Raw genomic sequence first — 15,448 nt, 5'->3', positions numbered from 1 at the left:
TCCCCTCCATGTGGGCGGGCGGTTCTACGGGAAGGTGGGCGCGCATCTCAGTAGGCGCCCGTCGCGCGGACGACGGCGGGGCCGGTGCGCAGCAGGATCACGGCGTCGAGGCCGAGCGACCAGTTGTCGACGTACGCGAGGTCGAGCCGGACGGCCTCCTCCCACGGCAGGTCGGAGCGACCGCTCACCTGCCACAGGCCGGTGAGACCGGGCTTCACGAGCAGCCTGCGGCGGATCTCGTGGCTGTAGCCCGCGACCTCCTCGGGCAGCGGCGGCCGCGGTCCTATCAGCGCCATCCGCCCGCTCAGGACGTTGATGAGCTGCGGGAGTTCGTCCAGCGAGTAGCGCCGCAGGGTGGCGCCGATCCGGGTGACCCGCGGATCGTCGCGGACCTTGAACAGCAGACCGTCGCTGTTGTGGTTGGCGGACGCCAGCTCCGCCCGGCGCGCCTCGGCGTCGGTCCGCATCGTACGGAACTTCAGCATCGTGAACTGCTTGCCGTGCAGGCCCACCCGGACCTGCCGGAACAGCGCGGGCCCCTTGCTGCCGAGCCGCACGGCGAGCGCCACCGCGAACATCAGCGGCGACAGCAGCAGGAGCAGCACCGCGGCGATCAGCCGCTCGGCGACCTCCTTGGGAAGCCGGGCGAGCCGCGAGAGCCGGGGCGCACGGACGTGGACGAGAGGGACCCCGCCGACCGGCCGCACCTCCAGGCGCGAGGCGGCCACGTCGCCGAAGGCCGGCGCGATCAGGAAGTCGCCGCCGGCGGCGGCCGTGCTCCACGCGAGACGGCGCAGCAGCGGCGCGTCGATCTCGGGCGACGGCAGCACCACCACGGCACTGGAGTCACCGAACGCCCGGATGGCGCCCGGTACTTCGTCCACTCCGCCGAGAACGGGCACGCCGAACCGGTCCACCGAGGCCTCGTTCACCGGATCGGTCAGACACACCCCGGCGATGTCCATGCCCTGGAGCACCGAGCCCGCCGGGGCCCCGGGCCGCCGGTCGCGCAGCAGCGCGGTCAGCAGCTCCGCCACCCCGGCCGAAGGGCCGACGAGCACCGCGGTGGTACGGCGCCGGCCCCGCGCCCAGTGCTCGCGCAGCCGGCGCCGCAGCGCGAACCGGGCGACGAGCGACAGCGCGGCGGCCGCCGGAGCGGCCAGGATCATCCCGTACATCAGGTCCGGGTCGCGGGCCAGCCCCCAGCCCAGCACGGCGGCCACGGCGGGCAGCACCAGGGCGCCGCGCAGCACCCGCCGGTACACCGCCGTGCCCGATCCGAGCTGGCCGCGCGCGTAGCCGCCGTGGACCTGGAGCAGCGCGGTCCAGGCCGGCGGCAGCACGACCACGACCGGCCAGTGCCCTCCGGTCCGCAGCACGAACAGTGCGGCCAGCGCCGCGGCCGTGGTGTCCGCGGCCAGCAAGGCCAGTTGATGCCTCCTCCGCCACCACGGGCGTGGGATGTCGACATGTGTGGATTCGACACGGTGCCGCTCATGCGTGACCGGCAGGACGGTCATCCATTCCCCCCAAGGGCGCTTCGCGCGCACCCCGTTGAACCCTCGCGGTCCTTCCCCCCGATTCGCCCGCGGGCGCACGACTCACGGGCAGGGGAAGGGCAGCGAAGGTCGACGAGGGTACGCGGCTCTTCCGCCTGACTGAACGGTGCGGACCGAGTCGCAAGTCTCCCCAGCCACGGCCGGGTCCGCACAGGACGCAGAAACCGCCCGGGACACGAGTGTGTTCGCGACCGAGCGGGTTCGGCAGCGCTCAATCTAGACCAACTAGGGCAGGCCATCCAGGAGTTGTGTGAAACTCCTACCGATACTTGAAGGAAGTGTAAGAGTCGGGCAATCAGTTGAGGACTTGCCCGTCACGGCGGAGACGTCAGACGACGTCGGGAGACCTGTCCAAGCAGGAACAGGTGGTGCTCTCCCGCCTGACCGGCCTGAAGGCCGAAACGGAGGAAGCCCTGCGGAGCTTCTGGGAGCCGGAGCCCCCCGACCCGGTGAGCGTGCCGGACGCCGCCGAAGGGGGCGCGGCACCTCATCCGCGTTGGAAGAACTCCACCTCCGCCAGGGCCAGATGACGCTTCCCCGTCAGGCCGGCGGGGGAGCCGAGCGTCAGACGGATCGTGGTGGCGTCGCTGATGCCGGTGGGGAAGGTCTGCGGTCCCGCCTTGTCGCTGAGGTTGAGCGTCCTGCGTTCCACCGTGCCGTCCTTCGTCGTCACCTCCATCTCGATCCGCAGCGCCCGCCCCTGGAGCGCGTACGCCTCCGGCGCCGACGAGGCGCCGTTGGTCACGATCACGTCGACCAGCCGGAACGGCCTGGCGAAGCTGTACGTGACCGAGGCGCCGGAACCGGGTGCGCCCCAGTAGCGGTTGCTGAGCCCGTCCGTACTGGCCGTCGCCGCGTGCCCCGGCACCTCGGCGCTCGCCCGTACCCCGGTCGCCGTCACCGGCTTGGCCTTGCCCAGCTTGTCCCGGGTGTCCTCGATCAGATGCCGCCCGGCCGGCAGCAGCAGGAACCCCGCCGCGCAGAGGGCCAGCACCACGAACAGCACCGTCAGGAACCGGGCGAGCCGCCCCGAACCACCCCGCGCGCGACGCCGGAACGGCCACACCGTCCGCCACCAGGGCAGCGGCGCCGCGGCCGTCGTCGGCGTCAGCGGCGCCGCGCACCGCCGGCAGAAGTTCCGCCCCGGCGCGTTCGGTGTCCCGCACGCCGGGCACGGCGGCCCCGCCGTGTCCTCCGCCACCGACACCTGCCGTACGACCGGCCGCGAGGCGACGGCCTTAGCGGGCTGGACGGGCCCGGGGGAGCCGTCCGCGGCAGGCGACGCCGAGGGGCGCCGCGGCGGGGGCGGGGCGGCGGCCGCCGGAGCGGCGGGTGCGGGGCGGAAGGGTGCGGGTGCGGTGGGCCGGGCGGGGCCCGGGGACGGGGCCGGGGGGCTCTGGGGTGATGCGCCGGTGGGTGCCTCGTGGGAGTGCTGTGCGGTGCGCGACGACGGGTCCGCCGGTGAGGCCTCCGGCATCGGCGGGACCTCCGGCGCCGTCGGGGCCGTCGGGGCGGCCGGGAGGTCAGGAAGCTCCGGCAGGCCAGCGGTGGCGCGCCCCATGGCGCGCCGCAGCCAGCCGCGGGCCGTGTCGGCCGCCTCGGAGGCCAGGGGGTCCTGGGTCGCCGCCGGGGGAGCGTCGGCGGAGGCCCGGCCGGTGCGCGCCTCCTCGTGCGCCGGTGCTGCGCCCGGAGCCCCGGCTCGTGGTGTGCCGTCCGTTGGGTGCGGATCCGCCGCGCCGGTCCCGTGCGCGGGCGCGGGCGCGTTCCGTACGGGCCGGGGTGCGCCGGGCGGCGCGGGGGGAGCGTCGGCACGCTGCGACGGCAGGGCCTGCGGTGCACCGGCGGACGCCTCGACGGCTGGTGCCTCCAGCGCGCCGCCGGTGCGTTCGCCGGGCCGGGACTCCTGGGTTCCCGGCGGGCCGGTGGGCCGTTCAGCCGTCCTCGGCTCCGAGGTGCCGGTCAGGTCGGGCCGGTCGGCGGTCTGCGAGACATCGACCGAGGGACGCGTCGGCGCCGAAGGCCCGCCGGGCCCGTGCGGCGCGGTGTCCGGCGAGGGCGGTGCCCCCGCGCCCACCGGGAGCACGGCCGTCTCGGACCCACCGGAGGCGGGTCCGTCGCTCGGCCGCCCGGTCGTCCTCGGCTCCGGCAGGCCGGCCGCCTCGGCCGGACGTCCACCGGCCGCCGAGGGGCGCGTTGCCTCGGTACCTCCGGTGCTCGGCGTCGTGACCGCAGGCTCGGCGGCCCGGGTCACGGAGGCCGCCTGCGCGCCGTCCGTTCCGGCAGGGGGCGCGCCGGCTGCGCGGGGCGCGCCGGCCGTCTGCCGCGCTGCCTCGGAGGCTTCGGAGCTCGCGAAGTCCTCGGACTCCGAGGGCTCCGGTGCGCGGGTCGGTGCCTCGGGTCCGGCTTCCGGCACGGCCTCGGGCGCTGGGACGGAGCTCCCGTCCTCCTGCGCACCGGTCGGCGGGGCCGCCGTGGCGCCCTCGGAGGCCTCCGACCAACCCCCGGTCCCGGAACCGGAATTGGCCCCGGCCCCGGAACCTGCCTCCGACACGCCCGCGTCCGTGTCCACGCCCGCGTCCGCGTCCCTCCTGCCCCGCCCGGGCGCGCCGCGCCCGTCCGACCAGGCCAGGTACGCGCCGCAGTTGTGGCAGAAGTCGTCCGTCGGGGCGTTGGAGGCCCCGCACGCGGGACATTCACGCACGGTGATCACTCTTCTCGACCTCTTGCTCGTCGGCCGGCGGGCCGGACAGGATCTCCACGCGGCAGAGCGTGTGGACCGGGCACAGGGTGCGGACCAGGGCGTGGACGCGGTCGGCGTCGATCTCGGAGGTGCGGCCGGGCCAGACCCGTACGAGCACCGACTCCGCGGCGGGCGGTGGTGTCGCGCCGCCCGGCGTGGCGGACCAGACCGCGCCTCCGTCGCCGGTGACGTCCGCCGAGACGCCGAGGACCAGCCGCAGCGCCTCGACCAGGCCGCGGCGGGTGCCGCGCAGGCGGTGGAGCTCGACCGCCCGGGCCACCGCCTCGCGGCGGAGTTCCAGCGGCCGACGCGGGTCGTCGGCGCCGCCCACCCAGGCGGCCAGCCAGGACAGGAAGTCGGGCGGGGCGAGCCGGGGGTCGAAGTAGCCCGCCAGGTTGTCGAGCGTCGCGAACACCGGCGCCAGGACCGTGTCGAGCCCGGCCGTGAACCGCTGGGCGAAGTCGTCCTCGGCGTACAGCGCGGGCAGTTGCTCGCCGATCGGGTACCTGCTGGGCAGGCCGGGGACGGCGGCGCGGCTCATGACCGTACCTCCGGGTCCGTGGCGGTGACGACCACCTGGTGCTGGTACGAGAAGACAAGCGCGCCGGGACCCAGGTCGATCCGGTCGACCGGCGCGCCGCGCCGCCCGGTGATCGGGTCGGCGGCGAACATCCGGACGTCCTCCACCAGCACGTCCCCGACGGCGCGCTGGAGAACGCCGAACAGTTCCCCGTACTGCACCGGCCGCCCGAACGGCCAGCCCGTGCCCTCCGGTCCGCCGCGCAGCGGGTTGAGGTGGCGGAAGAGGGCGGCGAGCGCCGCGTCCCGGACCCGGTCGGCGTCCGCCGCCGGCGCCGAGAGCCGCGCCACCACGGTGACGCCCTGGTAGACGGGAGGTTCCACGACCAGCCGGGTGCCGATGAGGCGCCGCTCGTCGAGGGCGCGGGTGACCGCGGAGAGCACCTGGTCGGAGGGGATCAGCTGCTCGAAGCGGAGCCGGTCGCCCTCGTCGGCGACGGCGTCCGGCACCACCAGCACCCGCACGGCGCCGTTCCCGGCCTGCCCGCCGTTCCCGCCGTCCGCACCGCCGTCGCCGGCGTACGGCAGGCAGCGCACCCGGCGCACCGACGGCGCAGCCTGCCGGGCGATGATCTCGTGGTCCTCGGCGGTCACCGCGCGCTCCTGCATGCGCAGCGCTTCCGGCGCCCGCAGCTTCGCGTTGTCGAGCGTCTCCCCGGCGACACCGCCCCGCGCCGCCTCCCGGTTGTCCACCCGGGCGACGTACGGCACGGAGCTGCGCAGCACGGAGATCGCGCCGCGCGCCACGTTGCCCGCCGGGCCGCCGCCGGTGCGGTAGCGGGCGACCCGGATCCGGGCGCCCTTGGGCGGCACGGCGCCGCGCGCGCCCAGCGTGCCGTCCGGCTCGCGCAGCACCGGCGGGAAGGAGAACTCGCCGGTCGTGGCGTCCACCCGGACGTGCCGGTCCTCGGGGCCGGAGCGCCCGAAGTGCTCCACCACCTCCCAGCGCTGCCACCCGTCCGCCGAGGACACCTCCACCACCGGCGGTTCGCCGTCGAGCAGCACCGGCGGCCGGCCGAGCCGGAACCGCTGCCCGGCCACGCCCTCGGAGACGCCGAGCGGCACGTCCGTGACCGTCTCGGCGTGCTCGACGGTCATCGTGCCGCCGATGGTGAAGACCTCTGCCTCGCGCACCGTGGGGGACTCCGAGTAGAAGGGCTGGCCCGGCTCGGCCTCGGTCACCCGGCAGCGGAGCCAGCCCGCGCGGGTACCGCCGATCAGCGACGCGCGGTGCCCGGCGGGCACGTGGACGATCACCTCGCCCGGACGGTTGAGACCGCCGGTGGTGTCGTCGCCGGTCTCGCAGCGCCGCCAGTGGCCGCCGTCCCACGCCTCCCACACCAGCGGCGGCTGGCGCGGGTCGACGCCCACGCCCTGCACCCGGCTGTCCAGGCGCACCACGACCGCACAGCGCGGCACCGCGGTCGGCAGTCCGAACAGCAGCGCGTCGCCGGGCTCCGGCACCGCCTGGAAGCACGGGATGTCCCGCCGCTCGGCGAGCTCGGCCGTCCGGTCGGTCTGTTCGCCCGTCCGGGGCGCCGTGAGGAGCCGCGTCAACTCGCTCGGCAGAATGCGGAGTTCCTCGGTGGTCGCGAAGACCACGCCCTCCTCGGTGTCACCGGCCGCCGTCGTCACCTCGGTGCCCGCGGGCAGCGTCACCGTGTCCGGCTGCGGCGCCGACAGCCAGAAGTCGACCTCGGCGACCGCCGCCGTCGGCGGGAACAGCTGGATGCCCAACAGATCGAGGAAGGCCAGGTAGTTCTTGTCCGGGACCCGGTTCAGCCGGTACAGCAGCTGGTCCACCAGATAGGCGAAGGTCTCGATCAGCGTGACGCCCGGATCGGAGACGTTGTGGTCGGTCCACTCGGGTGCGCGTTGCTGCACATAGCGCTTCGCCTCGTCGACGAGCTGCTGGAACCGTCGGTCGTCCAGGTTGGGGGAGGGCAGGGCCATCAGTCCGCGACCATTTCCTCGGCCCCCTCCTCGGAGGGGATCGTGTAGAAGGGGAAGACCAGGTTGCGCCGGTCGTTGGTGCTCCGCACGGTGTAGTGCACGTCGATGTAGAGGGTGCCGGCGTCCACGGAGTCGAAGGCCACGACGACCTCGTCGACCGCGATCCGCGGCTCCCACCGCTCCAGCGCCTCGCGCACCTGCTGCGCGACCCGCCCGGCGGTGTCGCCGTCGCCCGGCGCGAAGACGTACTCGTGGATGCCGCAGCCGAACTCGGGCCGCATCGGGCGCTCCCCGGGCGCGGTGCCGAGGATCAGCCGGATCGCCTCTTCCAGCTCCCGCTCCCGCTCGACCATGGCGATCCCGCCGGTCGGCCCGACGCGCAGCGGGAACGCCCAGCCGCGGCCGATGAACCGTTCGCTCATCACACGCCCCCGATGAGGACGTTCACGGCACCGGTCAGGATCATCGCGCCGCAGGTCGTCCGGTCACGGGCGCGCGCGGCGGGCAGCCCGCCGATGAGGACCGGGCCGGCCGCGGCGGCCGCCGGGTCGGGCATGAGCACGTTGCCCGGCCCGAGCGCCGCGTGCGGCGGGACCACGCAGACGTGCAGGCTGCCGGTGACGGCGGCGGGCAGCCCGCCGATCAGCACCGTCGCCACGCTCCTGGCGGCGGCAGGCGGCGGGGTGCCGACCCGGCCGCCGTGGTCGGTGGGATCGCCGAGACGGGCTGCGGCTGGCATCACGGACTCCTGGAAGTGGGTACGAGGGGGTGCGGGGGGATCGGAGGGGGCGAGCGTCGGCAGCGGGCCGAAGGGGACGCGGGGCGCGGCGGTTCCGCGCATCGGAACGGGCATGGGCGGCACCTCAGTTGATCCTGACGAGGCGGGCCTTCAGCACGGCGAGCAGACCGCCGTCGACGGTGACGTCCGCGCTGCCGGCCACCTTCACCGTGCGGCCGTCGACGTTCACGCCGGCCGTGGCGCCGATGTCCACCTGGCGGCCCGTCAGCTTCACGGTGCCCTGCCCGGCGTCGAGCGTGATGCCCTGCCGGTCGAGGACGACGGAACTGAGCGGACGGTTCTTCCCCGCGAACACGGTGACCTCGATCCGGTCGCGCCGGTCGTCCATGCGCACTTCGAGCCGCTCGTCCCCGGTCACGAGCCGCAGCCCCGAAGGGCCCGGCGCGGGCGCGTCGAGCAGCTCCACCCGGTGGCCCGAACGCGACACCACCGAACGGCGGTTGACCTTGCCGCTCGTCCGGTCGACCAGCGGCACGTCGTGCGGCGAGGGCTGGTCCACCCCGTTGTAGAGCCCGCCGATCACGTACGGGCTGTCCAGCAGGCCCTGTTCGAAGCCGACGAGCACCTCGTCGTTCACCTCGGGGCTCACCACCCCGCCGCCGCCCTTGCCGCCCCACTGGACCGTCCGTACCCAGTCGGTGACGTACGTGTCGTCCAGCCAGGGGAACGTCAGCCGCACCGCGCCGCGCTGCGAGCCGTTCGGCTCGCGCACGTCCGTCACGATCCCGATCGCCAGACCGGGCATGCGCGCCCCGCGGCCCGGCGCGTCGGCGCCCGTGACCAGACCGGTCAGGGAACGGTCGGCGCCGGCACTGACCCACACCGTGGTGCGGTAGCCGCCGTGCGGCTCCAGGACGTGCTGCACGGCCGTCGCCGTGTACCGGCCGGAGAACGCCTGCCCCACGTTGCCGAGCGCCACCGGCCTGCCCGCGCGCAGCATCGGATTGCCCTCGGCCAGCGCCTCCAGCTCCCCGAAACCGGCGCTGACCTGCGCGGCCGTCGCGTCGGCCACCGCCGCCGTCTCCGCCTGCGTACGGTACGGGGTGTCCGCGACCGTCACGACCGGCGCGCCGAACACGGCGGCGGCCTGCGGGCGCATCCCCGGCACCACCGTGTCGCTCACCACCGCCGGCTTCTCGGCCAGCAACGGACGCTTGGTGGTCGTGTCCCAGCCGCGCACCCGCACCTTCGCGGCACCGTCGGCCGCCGACAGCGCCGCCCGCAGGGCCAGCAGGTTCCGCCCGTACTCCAGGACCATCGGATCACGGACGGCCGAGGTCGACGGCGCCGGGGCCCCCGCGGCCTTCACCGGCTTCGTGAACTGCAGCACGCCCTTGTCGTCCACCCGGACGTGCGCGCCGCTCTCGCCCGCCAGGTACTGCAGGAACTCCCAGTCGGACACGTTCGCCTGGGAAAGCTGCCGGTACGTCACCGGCGCGGCCTCCACCTTCCCGACCGCGAGGCCCGCACCCGCCGCCACCTTGCGGACGATGGCGGACGCCGTCATGTTCCGGTACGCCACCACCTTCCGCCCGCGCTGCAGCCGGTGCGCCTTCGAGTACGCCCGCACCACCGTGAAGGAGCCGGTGCGGTCCCGGTCGATCTCCAGGGCGGTGACCTCGCCGCCGAACAGCCGCTCGCGCGCCTGGCCCTTGACCGTCACCACCGAGACCCGCAGCGGCGTGCCGATCGTGATCCCCGTGGCCTGCAGCAACTCGTGGTCCGGGTCGCGGAAGGTCAGCACCGCCGTGTCCGGCAGCCCCACGTTCTCGTCGACCACGCAGCTCACCAGCTGCGCGGCCCAGACCGGCGGCAGTTCACCGGGCGCCTCCACGATCGGATCGGCCGCGAACGACCGCCCTCCGGTCTCGGACCCGCTCATCGCTCCTCCTCGGCATCCGCGTCCCGCAGCAGCCCCGGCACCACGAGTTCGGTGCCCGGGACCAGGGCCATCGGATCGTCGATCCCGTTCGCCTCCGCGATGGCCCGCCAGGCCGTCGCGTCCCCGTACTCGCGCCACGCGAGCATCGCCAGACTGTCGCCCGCCACCACCGTGTGCGTGCTGCGCGCGGTGCGCGAGCCCGACGTCGGGTTCTGGCCCGGCGGATCGACGCTCGCCTCCTCGATGGACAGCGCGCACGTCGCCCGCAGCGGCTTGCCGTCCACGTCGAAGAGCGTGTACGACACGGAGAGGTTCGACAGCACCCCGTCGAACGACGTGGTCCGCGCGTTGCCCCACTCGAACCGCACCCAGGGACTCGCCGGCTTCTTGCGGCCGAGACTGGCCGGGGTCGGCACACAGGCCTTCATCAGCTTCTCCACCGCCTGCTCCACCGAGTTGTCGTGGGTGGCGGTGGCATCGAGGAAGACCTCCAGGCTGAGCGTCCGCGGCCCGCTGCCCACGAACTCGGGCAGCGCCGACTGCCCGGCCATCCGGGACGGCGACCGCCGCCACTCGGTGGTCTTGCCGAGCTGCAGCGTCGAGGGGTTGAACTGCAGGTCGAGCCGTGCGATCGTCCCGCCGGGCCTGGCCCCGACGGAAGCCGGAGGCTCTTTGAGGGTGAGCTGCGCCCGTGCGCGGCCGGCGCGAGCCGATGGGGCCATGGCGGGGACTCCTTTCCGGAGGGACGGGAACGGGGAAGGGGGACGTCTACGGGGCCTTCGGGGGCCTTCCGAGGCCTTCGGTGGCCTACGGGGCTTACGCGACGGGGCTCCGGGTCAGCCGGGCAGCAGGCCCTGGTGGGCGATCTCCAGGCTCTCCACCGCGGCCTGCGAGCTGGCCGGGTCGAACGACGGCCCCTGCCAGCGCACCGGCACGATCCCGAACACCTGCCAGCTGATGATCCGGCTCAGGTCGGGCCGCAGCGCCACGATCTCGCCGTCCTTCGGCTCGACCTTCCGCAGCGTCTCGTCGAGCCAGCGCCCGATCTTCGCCGTATCGGCCGTCACCGGCCGGGTGAGGGTGATGTTCGACCAGGTCACACGCCCCGGCAGCTGCCAGGTGAAGCCGTTGTTGCCGCCCTCGGCGTAGCTCTCCATCTCGACCTCGGCGCCCATGCCGGAGCAGGTGTTGAAGGCGCCCAGGTCGTTGCCGCCGATCGCCAGCCGGAAGAACACGCTGGTCGCGAAGATGTTGTCGGTCATCGGTTCCGTGGTCCGTTTCTCGTGCGTCGTCCGCGTGCTCAGCGGCGTCCGTCGAAGGGCCGGCCCGTGCGCTCCCGGCCGCGCCGCAACTCGGCGCGCAGCAGCCGCGAGACGGGGTCGATCAGCTTGCGCGCCAGGTCGTCCAGGTCGGTGTGGTGGTCCGGAGCCTGCGGAGCGGAGGTGCCGCTCTTCCGCCCGGGCGAGGCGGACGCCGCGACGGGCGCCGCGACGGACGCGGCACCGCCGCCCTGGTGCGTCGCGGGCGCGGCCCGCTGCACCGGCGTGACGGCGGGCGTCGAGGGCGCCCGCGGCACCACCACCGGCACGTGCCGCGCCCCGCCGGCGGGCGGCGGCGCCTGAGCGGGCCCGGCCGGGGACGGCCGGACGACGGCCGACGGCTGCGGTCCGGTTACGGGCAGGGGAGCGGGGGCGTGCGGCGCACCGGGCGCGGGCCGCGCGAGGACGGAACCGGGCGGAACGGCAGCGACGGGCACCGCGGACGCCGTCGGGGCGACGGCCGCGCGTTGCACGGCGGGCGATGCCGGAAACCGGGGTGCGGTGGACGGGGCTGACACGGCGGGAGGGCCGGACAGGGCGGGAGGGGCGGACGCGGCGGATGCCGGGGCCGAGGCCGTCCAGCGGACCGGGACCACGGGACGGGCGTCCGCGGCCCGCCGCGGCCCGGCTGCCGTATGAGGACCGGCCACCGGCGCGTCGAGTCCCGGCGTCAGGGGCCGGTTCGCGAGCAGTCGGAGACCCTGGGACGCGACGGGCGTGTGACGCGGGACCGCGCCCGGGCCGTCCACCCGGCGCGCCACGACGAGCGGCGGCACGGTGGGTGTTCCGCCGCCGCTGACACCGTGACGGGAGCCCATCGGACGGGTCCCGCGGTTGCCCCGTGAGGCGGCGGAGGCACCGGTCTCGGCCGCGCCCGCCTTCCGGAGGTCGACAGACGGCGCCGTCGGCTGCGCCGCGCTCGCCGGCATGGCCGGCAGGGGAGCTCCGAGCCCGGAACGATGCCGAGCGCCGCGCCGCCCTGCCGCGGCCGGGCCGTCCGAGGACGCCTCCGCCGCAGCGCGTTGGAGCACCGGCATCGACGCGGACGTGACGGACGTGTCGGATGTGACGGGCGTGACGGGTGTACGGGGTGCGCCGGGCGCAGCCGGGCTGTCGGGTGATGCCTCCGTCGCGCGCCTCGGCGAGGGCGCCGCCCCCTGACCGGTGAGCGGCCTCGCCGTGGCGGGAAGTCGGGTCAGCGGCGCCCCGAGCCCTGCGGCCGGCCGAGGCGCGGCGGGACCGTCCCCGGGCTGTTCCGCCGTGCGCTGGAGGACGGGCATCGCGGGCGCCGAGGCGGGCGTCGTGGAGCCCGGGAATTCCCCGGTCGCCGGAGCGCCCGGCCGGACGAGCGCGCCGGGGCCGTCGGCCGCCCCGTCCGCCGTCTGCTGGAGAACGGGCATGGCCGGAGACGGGGTGCTGAGGGCCGGCGTCTCGTCGGCCAGCGGCCTTGCGGCGGACGGCCGTTGCACGTCGGGCGCGCCGAGCGGTGCCCGTCCCTCCTTGCGCTGGACGGACGGTGGCGCGGACGGGTCGTCCGCGTGTCGCGAGGCGGCCGAGGGCGGTACGACGGTCACCCGGCGCCGGGGTACGGCGGGGCCGTGCGCGGCGGTCGGTGTCCGGCCGACACCGCGCGGGCGCACGACGGTGCGCGCCGGCTCGGCAGCTGCCTCGGGCGGAGTGGACTCGGCCCGTTCGGCGTGCGCCGACGCGCGCTGTACGCGCGGGTTGGACCCAGGTACGGCGGCGGCGGACGGCACGGTTCCAGCCGTGGAGGCCGGCGGTACCACCGCGATCCGGCGGACCAGCGGGAAGTCGGGCAGCACGGGCCCGCGCCGGGCCGATTCCGCGGACGCGGAGCGCTGGACGACGCCGAGGACGGCGGGGGAGTCCGGGGACATGAGCCCCCGGGTCTCCCCGGCCGGATCCTGCCGCCCGGCGGCACCGGGCGGGGAGCCGGCGAGCCGGGCCCGTTGCACGACAGCGTCGCTCGTGGGATGTGACAGGGACCCGGACGGGGAGTCGCCCGTCGCGAGCTGCGGCCCGGCGGAACCGGCTCCGCTGCCGTCGCCTCCGGCCGGGCCGGACACCCGGGCCCGCTGCACGGACGCGGCGGAGCCACCGGCCTCGCGAGGAGCCCCCGTCGAGCCGACGGGCGCAAGACCGGTCGACCCGCCGGTCGAGCCGGTCGCCCGGCTCCGCCGGCCGCCACCATCAGCGGCATGGCCCTGCCCGGCACCCGCCGCGGCGTCACCCGACCCGCCCGGCCGCGGGGTCGAACCGCCCGGGCGGGTACCGTCGTTCGGCGTCGATCGGTTCGCCCGACTCCGCCGGGTGTCTCCACCGGCGGCACGGCCGTGCCCGGCACCCGCCGCCGTGTCGCCCGCCTCGCCCGGCCGCCGGGCCGAACCGGCCGCGCGGGATCCGCCGTTCGGTGTGGCGCCGGTCGCCGCACTGCGCTGCGTGCTTCCTCCAGTCGCGCGGGCGCGTGGGGCACTCGCCGCCGCGTCGTCCGCCTCGCCCGGTCGCCGACCCGAACCGGCCGCGCGGGGCCCGCCGTTCGGTGTGGCGCCGGTCGCCGCACTGCGCTGCGTGCTTCCTCCAGTCGCGCGGCCGCGTGGGGCAGTCGCCGCCGTGTCGCCCGCCTCGCCCGGCCGCCGACCCGAACCGGCCGCGCGGGGCCCGCCGTTCGGTGTGGCGCCGGTCGCCGCACTCCGCTGCGTGCTTCCACCGGCCGTGCGGTCGCGCGCGGCACCCGCCGCCGCGTCGCCCGGCTCGCCTGTCCGCCGTCCCCTGCTGCCCTTGGCGGGCGTCGCGGCACCGCTCGGCGCGCTCGGGGTGGTACCTCCCGCTCGTGCCCGGTCGACGGACCGGCCCGAGCCGTTCCCGGCCGGGGCGCCGGGGTCGTCCGCATCCCGTGCGGTGGCGCGGGAGACGACGGGGCCCACCGGAGCGGTGCGGCGGACGTGCCCGGTTCCGTCATGGTCCGGATGCTCGGCGTCGGGCGTCACCACCGGTGCGCCCGCCGGGCGGGCGCCCGCACCCGTGCCCGTACCCGCGCCCGTCCCCGCGGGTGACTCGGGGCCGCCCTCCGCGCCGTGCGGCGGTCGCACCGCGCGCAGCAGCAGCGGGCCGCCGGTGGGCACGTCGCGGGTCGTGGTCGGGCGGGTCACGCCGCGGACCAGGCCGGAGGGGGCCGACGGCAGCAGCGCGTGGGCGAGGCCGCTGTCGAAGGACGGGTCCTGCCACGCGGCCAGACCGTCGCGGAAGGCGAGCCCGTCGCTCACGCCCAGCGGGGCCCGCGAGACGGTGAGGGACGGCGGCGACGTCACGCGCCAGCCGCCGTCCCAGTCTCCGGGTACGCCGGAGCGCGGGGCGGCGTCCGCCGCGGCACCGGAAGCCGCCGCCCGCTGGACGGGGGCGGTCTCCGGCGCGACGGGCCGCCGACGCAGCCAGTCCCGCCATGCCATGTACTCAACCGCCTTCGTTCACGCGGGTGTTGATGCGGGCTATCTCGGCGACCCACTCCTGCCGCTCGTGGTGCGGCAGGTCGAGGATCTCGTCCCGCTGCCAGTGGAAGTGGTAGGCGATGTACGCGATCTCCTCCCGCAGCCGGGGGAGGGCGTACGTCACGATTCCCCCAGGCGCCCACCGGAGAGGTCGACCTCGAATCCGCCCTCGCAGTGCGGGCACGTCACCGCGGCGCGGGTGTGGCCCTCGCTGTTGACGCGCCGGTAGAAGTCCTGGAGGAAGGCCACGTCCGTGGCGTACATCCGCTCCACGACCCCCGCGTGCACGTCGGTGATCGTGCCCAGCCGGGTGATCACCTGGCTGAGCAGGACCACGCTCAGGTACGCGGGGTTCTCCTTGACCCGCAGGTCGATCTGCGGGCGCAGCTCGTCCCGGGCGGTGGCCAGCCGCATGGACCCGTGCCGGTGCACCGTGCCGTTCTCGTCCACGTAGCCGCGCGGCAGTTCGAACTCGAACTCGGTGCGCAGCCCGTGGTCCGCCGCACGCGGGGCACCGGACGGCGCCGTCGCCGGGGCGGCTCCAGGGGCGGCTGCCGGGGGCGCGGCGTGGGCCGGCTGTTCGCCGGTCCCGGTGCCGGCCGTGGCCGGGGAGGGCGCGGTGGCCTGGAGGAACTCCTCCAGGTTGCCCGCTGTGACCGTACGGCGCCTCATTCGACGACGATCTCCTCGAACACGATCGTCACGGTCTCGGTGGCCGCGGACGACTCACCGGCCTTCAGGGACGGGCCCTCCCACTTGGAGGCCCAGCCCTGCATCAGCTGGATGCGGCGGACCGTGTTGCCCTCGGTGTCCTTGATCTCGATCGTGAGGTTCTGCCGAGCGGCGTTCACGGCCCCGTTGTTCAGGGTCTCCTTGATCCAGTTGGTGAACTCGCTGCTCTGGTCGAGCCCCCGGGTGATCGTGATCTCGCCCGCCTGCCGGGCCCCCGGCTGTTTGCGGATGATCTGCTTGCCCTCCGAGGTCACCTGCTTGACCTCGACGACGTCCTCCTCGACGGTGAACCCGCTGATCTCCTGGATCGACTCGACCAGGTAACCCCCGAGCTGCACGCCGAAGACGTGGGTGGAAAGAGCATCGCCCGTTGCCATGT

At 75.6% G+C, this 15,448-nt stretch carries 13 protein-coding genes; all 13 read right to left on the bottom strand.

Annotated features, from left to right (window positions below; translation table 11 throughout):
• Positions 1–47: 47 nt before the first annotated feature.
• The 13 genes from ACFVGS_RS02720 to ACFVGS_RS02660 all read right to left on the bottom strand — a co-directional run bounded on the left by ACFVGS_RS02720 (position 48) and on the right by ACFVGS_RS02660 (position 15,446).
• Positions 48–1,424 carry a sugar transferase gene (locus ACFVGS_RS02720; RefSeq protein ID WP_384409814.1) on the bottom strand — a complete coding sequence of 459 codons (1,377 nt, stop codon included), beginning with the start codon at positions 1,422–1,424 and terminating at the stop codon, positions 48–50.
• 622 nt (positions 1,425–2,046) lie between these two features.
• On the bottom strand, positions 2,047–4,260 hold the full coding sequence (locus ACFVGS_RS02715) for an NADase-type glycan-binding domain-containing protein (RefSeq protein WP_384409812.1): 2,214 nt from the start codon (positions 4,258–4,260) through the stop codon (positions 2,047–2,049).
• Positions 4,253–4,840 carry a phage tail protein gene (locus ACFVGS_RS02710; protein ID WP_385689696.1) on the bottom strand — a complete coding sequence of 196 codons (588 nt, stop codon included), beginning with the start codon at positions 4,838–4,840 and terminating at the stop codon, positions 4,253–4,255. Before ACFVGS_RS02710 ends, ACFVGS_RS02715 begins: the two co-directional genes overlap by 8 nt.
• The gene (locus tag ACFVGS_RS02705) at positions 4,837–6,831 is read right to left on the bottom strand and encodes a putative baseplate assembly protein (protein WP_384409808.1); all 1,995 of its coding nucleotides are present in this window, start codon (positions 6,829–6,831) and stop codon (positions 4,837–4,839) included. The genes ACFVGS_RS02710 and ACFVGS_RS02705 overlap by 4 nt, the downstream gene beginning before the upstream one ends.
• On the bottom strand, positions 6,831–7,253 hold the full coding sequence (locus tag ACFVGS_RS02700) for a GPW/gp25 family protein (RefSeq protein WP_384409806.1): 423 nt from the start codon (positions 7,251–7,253) through the stop codon (positions 6,831–6,833). The genes ACFVGS_RS02705 and ACFVGS_RS02700 overlap by 1 nt, the downstream gene beginning before the upstream one ends.
• Positions 7,253–7,570, bottom strand: a complete 318-nt coding sequence (locus ACFVGS_RS02695) for a PAAR domain-containing protein (RefSeq protein ID WP_384409804.1) — start codon at positions 7,568–7,570, stop codon at positions 7,253–7,255. The genes ACFVGS_RS02700 and ACFVGS_RS02695 overlap by 1 nt, the downstream gene beginning before the upstream one ends.
• 124 nt (positions 7,571–7,694) lie before the next feature.
• Positions 7,695–9,512: a VgrG-related protein gene (locus tag ACFVGS_RS02690; protein ID WP_385689692.1), complete on the bottom strand. Its 1,818-nt coding sequence runs from the start codon at positions 9,510–9,512 to the stop codon at positions 7,695–7,697.
• Positions 9,509–10,234, bottom strand: a complete 726-nt coding sequence (locus ACFVGS_RS02685) for a LysM peptidoglycan-binding domain-containing protein (RefSeq protein WP_384409800.1) — start codon at positions 10,232–10,234, stop codon at positions 9,509–9,511. Before ACFVGS_RS02685 ends, ACFVGS_RS02690 begins: the two co-directional genes overlap by 4 nt.
• A 114-nt stretch (positions 10,235–10,348) precedes the next feature.
• Positions 10,349–10,774, bottom strand: coding sequence for a phage tail protein (locus ACFVGS_RS02680; protein ID WP_384409798.1), 426 nt, complete (start codon positions 10,772–10,774; stop codon positions 10,349–10,351).
• Positions 10,775–10,812: 38 nt separating this feature from the next.
• Positions 10,813–14,298 (bottom strand): hypothetical protein, encoded by a 3,486-nt coding sequence (locus tag ACFVGS_RS02675; RefSeq protein ID WP_385689687.1) that lies wholly within the window; start codon positions 14,296–14,298, stop codon positions 10,813–10,815.
• A gap of 4 nt (positions 14,299–14,302) precedes the next feature.
• Positions 14,303–14,461 (bottom strand): DUF6760 family protein, encoded by a 159-nt coding sequence (locus ACFVGS_RS02670; protein WP_384409794.1) that lies wholly within the window; start codon positions 14,459–14,461, stop codon positions 14,303–14,305.
• Entirely contained in the window at positions 14,458–15,009 is a 552-nt protein-coding gene (locus ACFVGS_RS02665; protein ID WP_384409792.1) for a hypothetical protein, read from the bottom strand. Before ACFVGS_RS02665 ends, ACFVGS_RS02670 begins: the two co-directional genes overlap by 4 nt.
• Positions 15,006–15,446, bottom strand: a complete 441-nt coding sequence (locus ACFVGS_RS02660; RefSeq protein ID WP_384409790.1) for a phage tail protein — start codon at positions 15,444–15,446, stop codon at positions 15,006–15,008. The genes ACFVGS_RS02665 and ACFVGS_RS02660 overlap by 4 nt, the downstream gene beginning before the upstream one ends.
• Between the last annotated feature and the right edge of the window lie 2 nt (positions 15,447–15,448).

This window comes from Streptomyces sp. NPDC127114 (assembly GCF_042677525.1).
Classification (GTDB): Bacteria; Actinomycetota; Actinomycetes; order Streptomycetales; family Streptomycetaceae; genus Streptomyces.
The sequence above is the reverse complement of the archived record's forward strand: the minus strand, read 5'-3'. Positions and strand labels throughout refer to the sequence as shown.

What these genes read in the sequence shown, in the direction of transcription:
- ACFVGS_RS02695 (WP_384409804.1), bottom strand. Translation starts at nt 7,570, where the DNA reads ATGCCAGCCGCAGCCCGTCTCGGCGATCCCACCGACCACGGCGGCCGG.
- ACFVGS_RS02675 (WP_385689687.1), bottom strand. Translation starts at nt 14,298, where the DNA reads ATGGCATGGCGGGACTGGCTGCGTCGGCGGCCCGTCGCGCCGGAGACC.
- ACFVGS_RS02700 (WP_384409806.1), bottom strand. Translation starts at nt 7,253, where the DNA reads ATGAGCGAACGGTTCATCGGCCGCGGCTGGGCGTTCCCGCTGCGCGTC.
- ACFVGS_RS02660 (WP_384409790.1), bottom strand. Translation starts at nt 15,446, where the DNA reads ATGGCAACGGGCGATGCTCTTTCCACCCACGTCTTCGGCGTGCAGCTC.
- ACFVGS_RS02690 (WP_385689692.1), bottom strand. Translation starts at nt 9,512, where the DNA reads ATGAGCGGGTCCGAGACCGGAGGGCGGTCGTTCGCGGCCGATCCGATC.
- ACFVGS_RS02710 (WP_385689696.1), bottom strand. Translation starts at nt 4,840, where the DNA reads ATGAGCCGCGCCGCCGTCCCCGGCCTGCCCAGCAGGTACCCGATCGGC.
- ACFVGS_RS02685 (WP_384409800.1), bottom strand. Translation starts at nt 10,234, where the DNA reads ATGGCCCCATCGGCTCGCGCCGGCCGCGCACGGGCGCAGCTCACCCTC.
- ACFVGS_RS02680 (WP_384409798.1), bottom strand. Translation starts at nt 10,774, where the DNA reads ATGACCGACAACATCTTCGCGACCAGCGTGTTCTTCCGGCTGGCGATC.
- ACFVGS_RS02665 (WP_384409792.1), bottom strand. Translation starts at nt 15,009, where the DNA reads ATGAGGCGCCGTACGGTCACAGCGGGCAACCTGGAGGAGTTCCTCCAG.
- ACFVGS_RS02705 (WP_384409808.1), bottom strand. Translation starts at nt 6,831, where the DNA reads ATGGCCCTGCCCTCCCCCAACCTGGACGACCGACGGTTCCAGCAGCTC.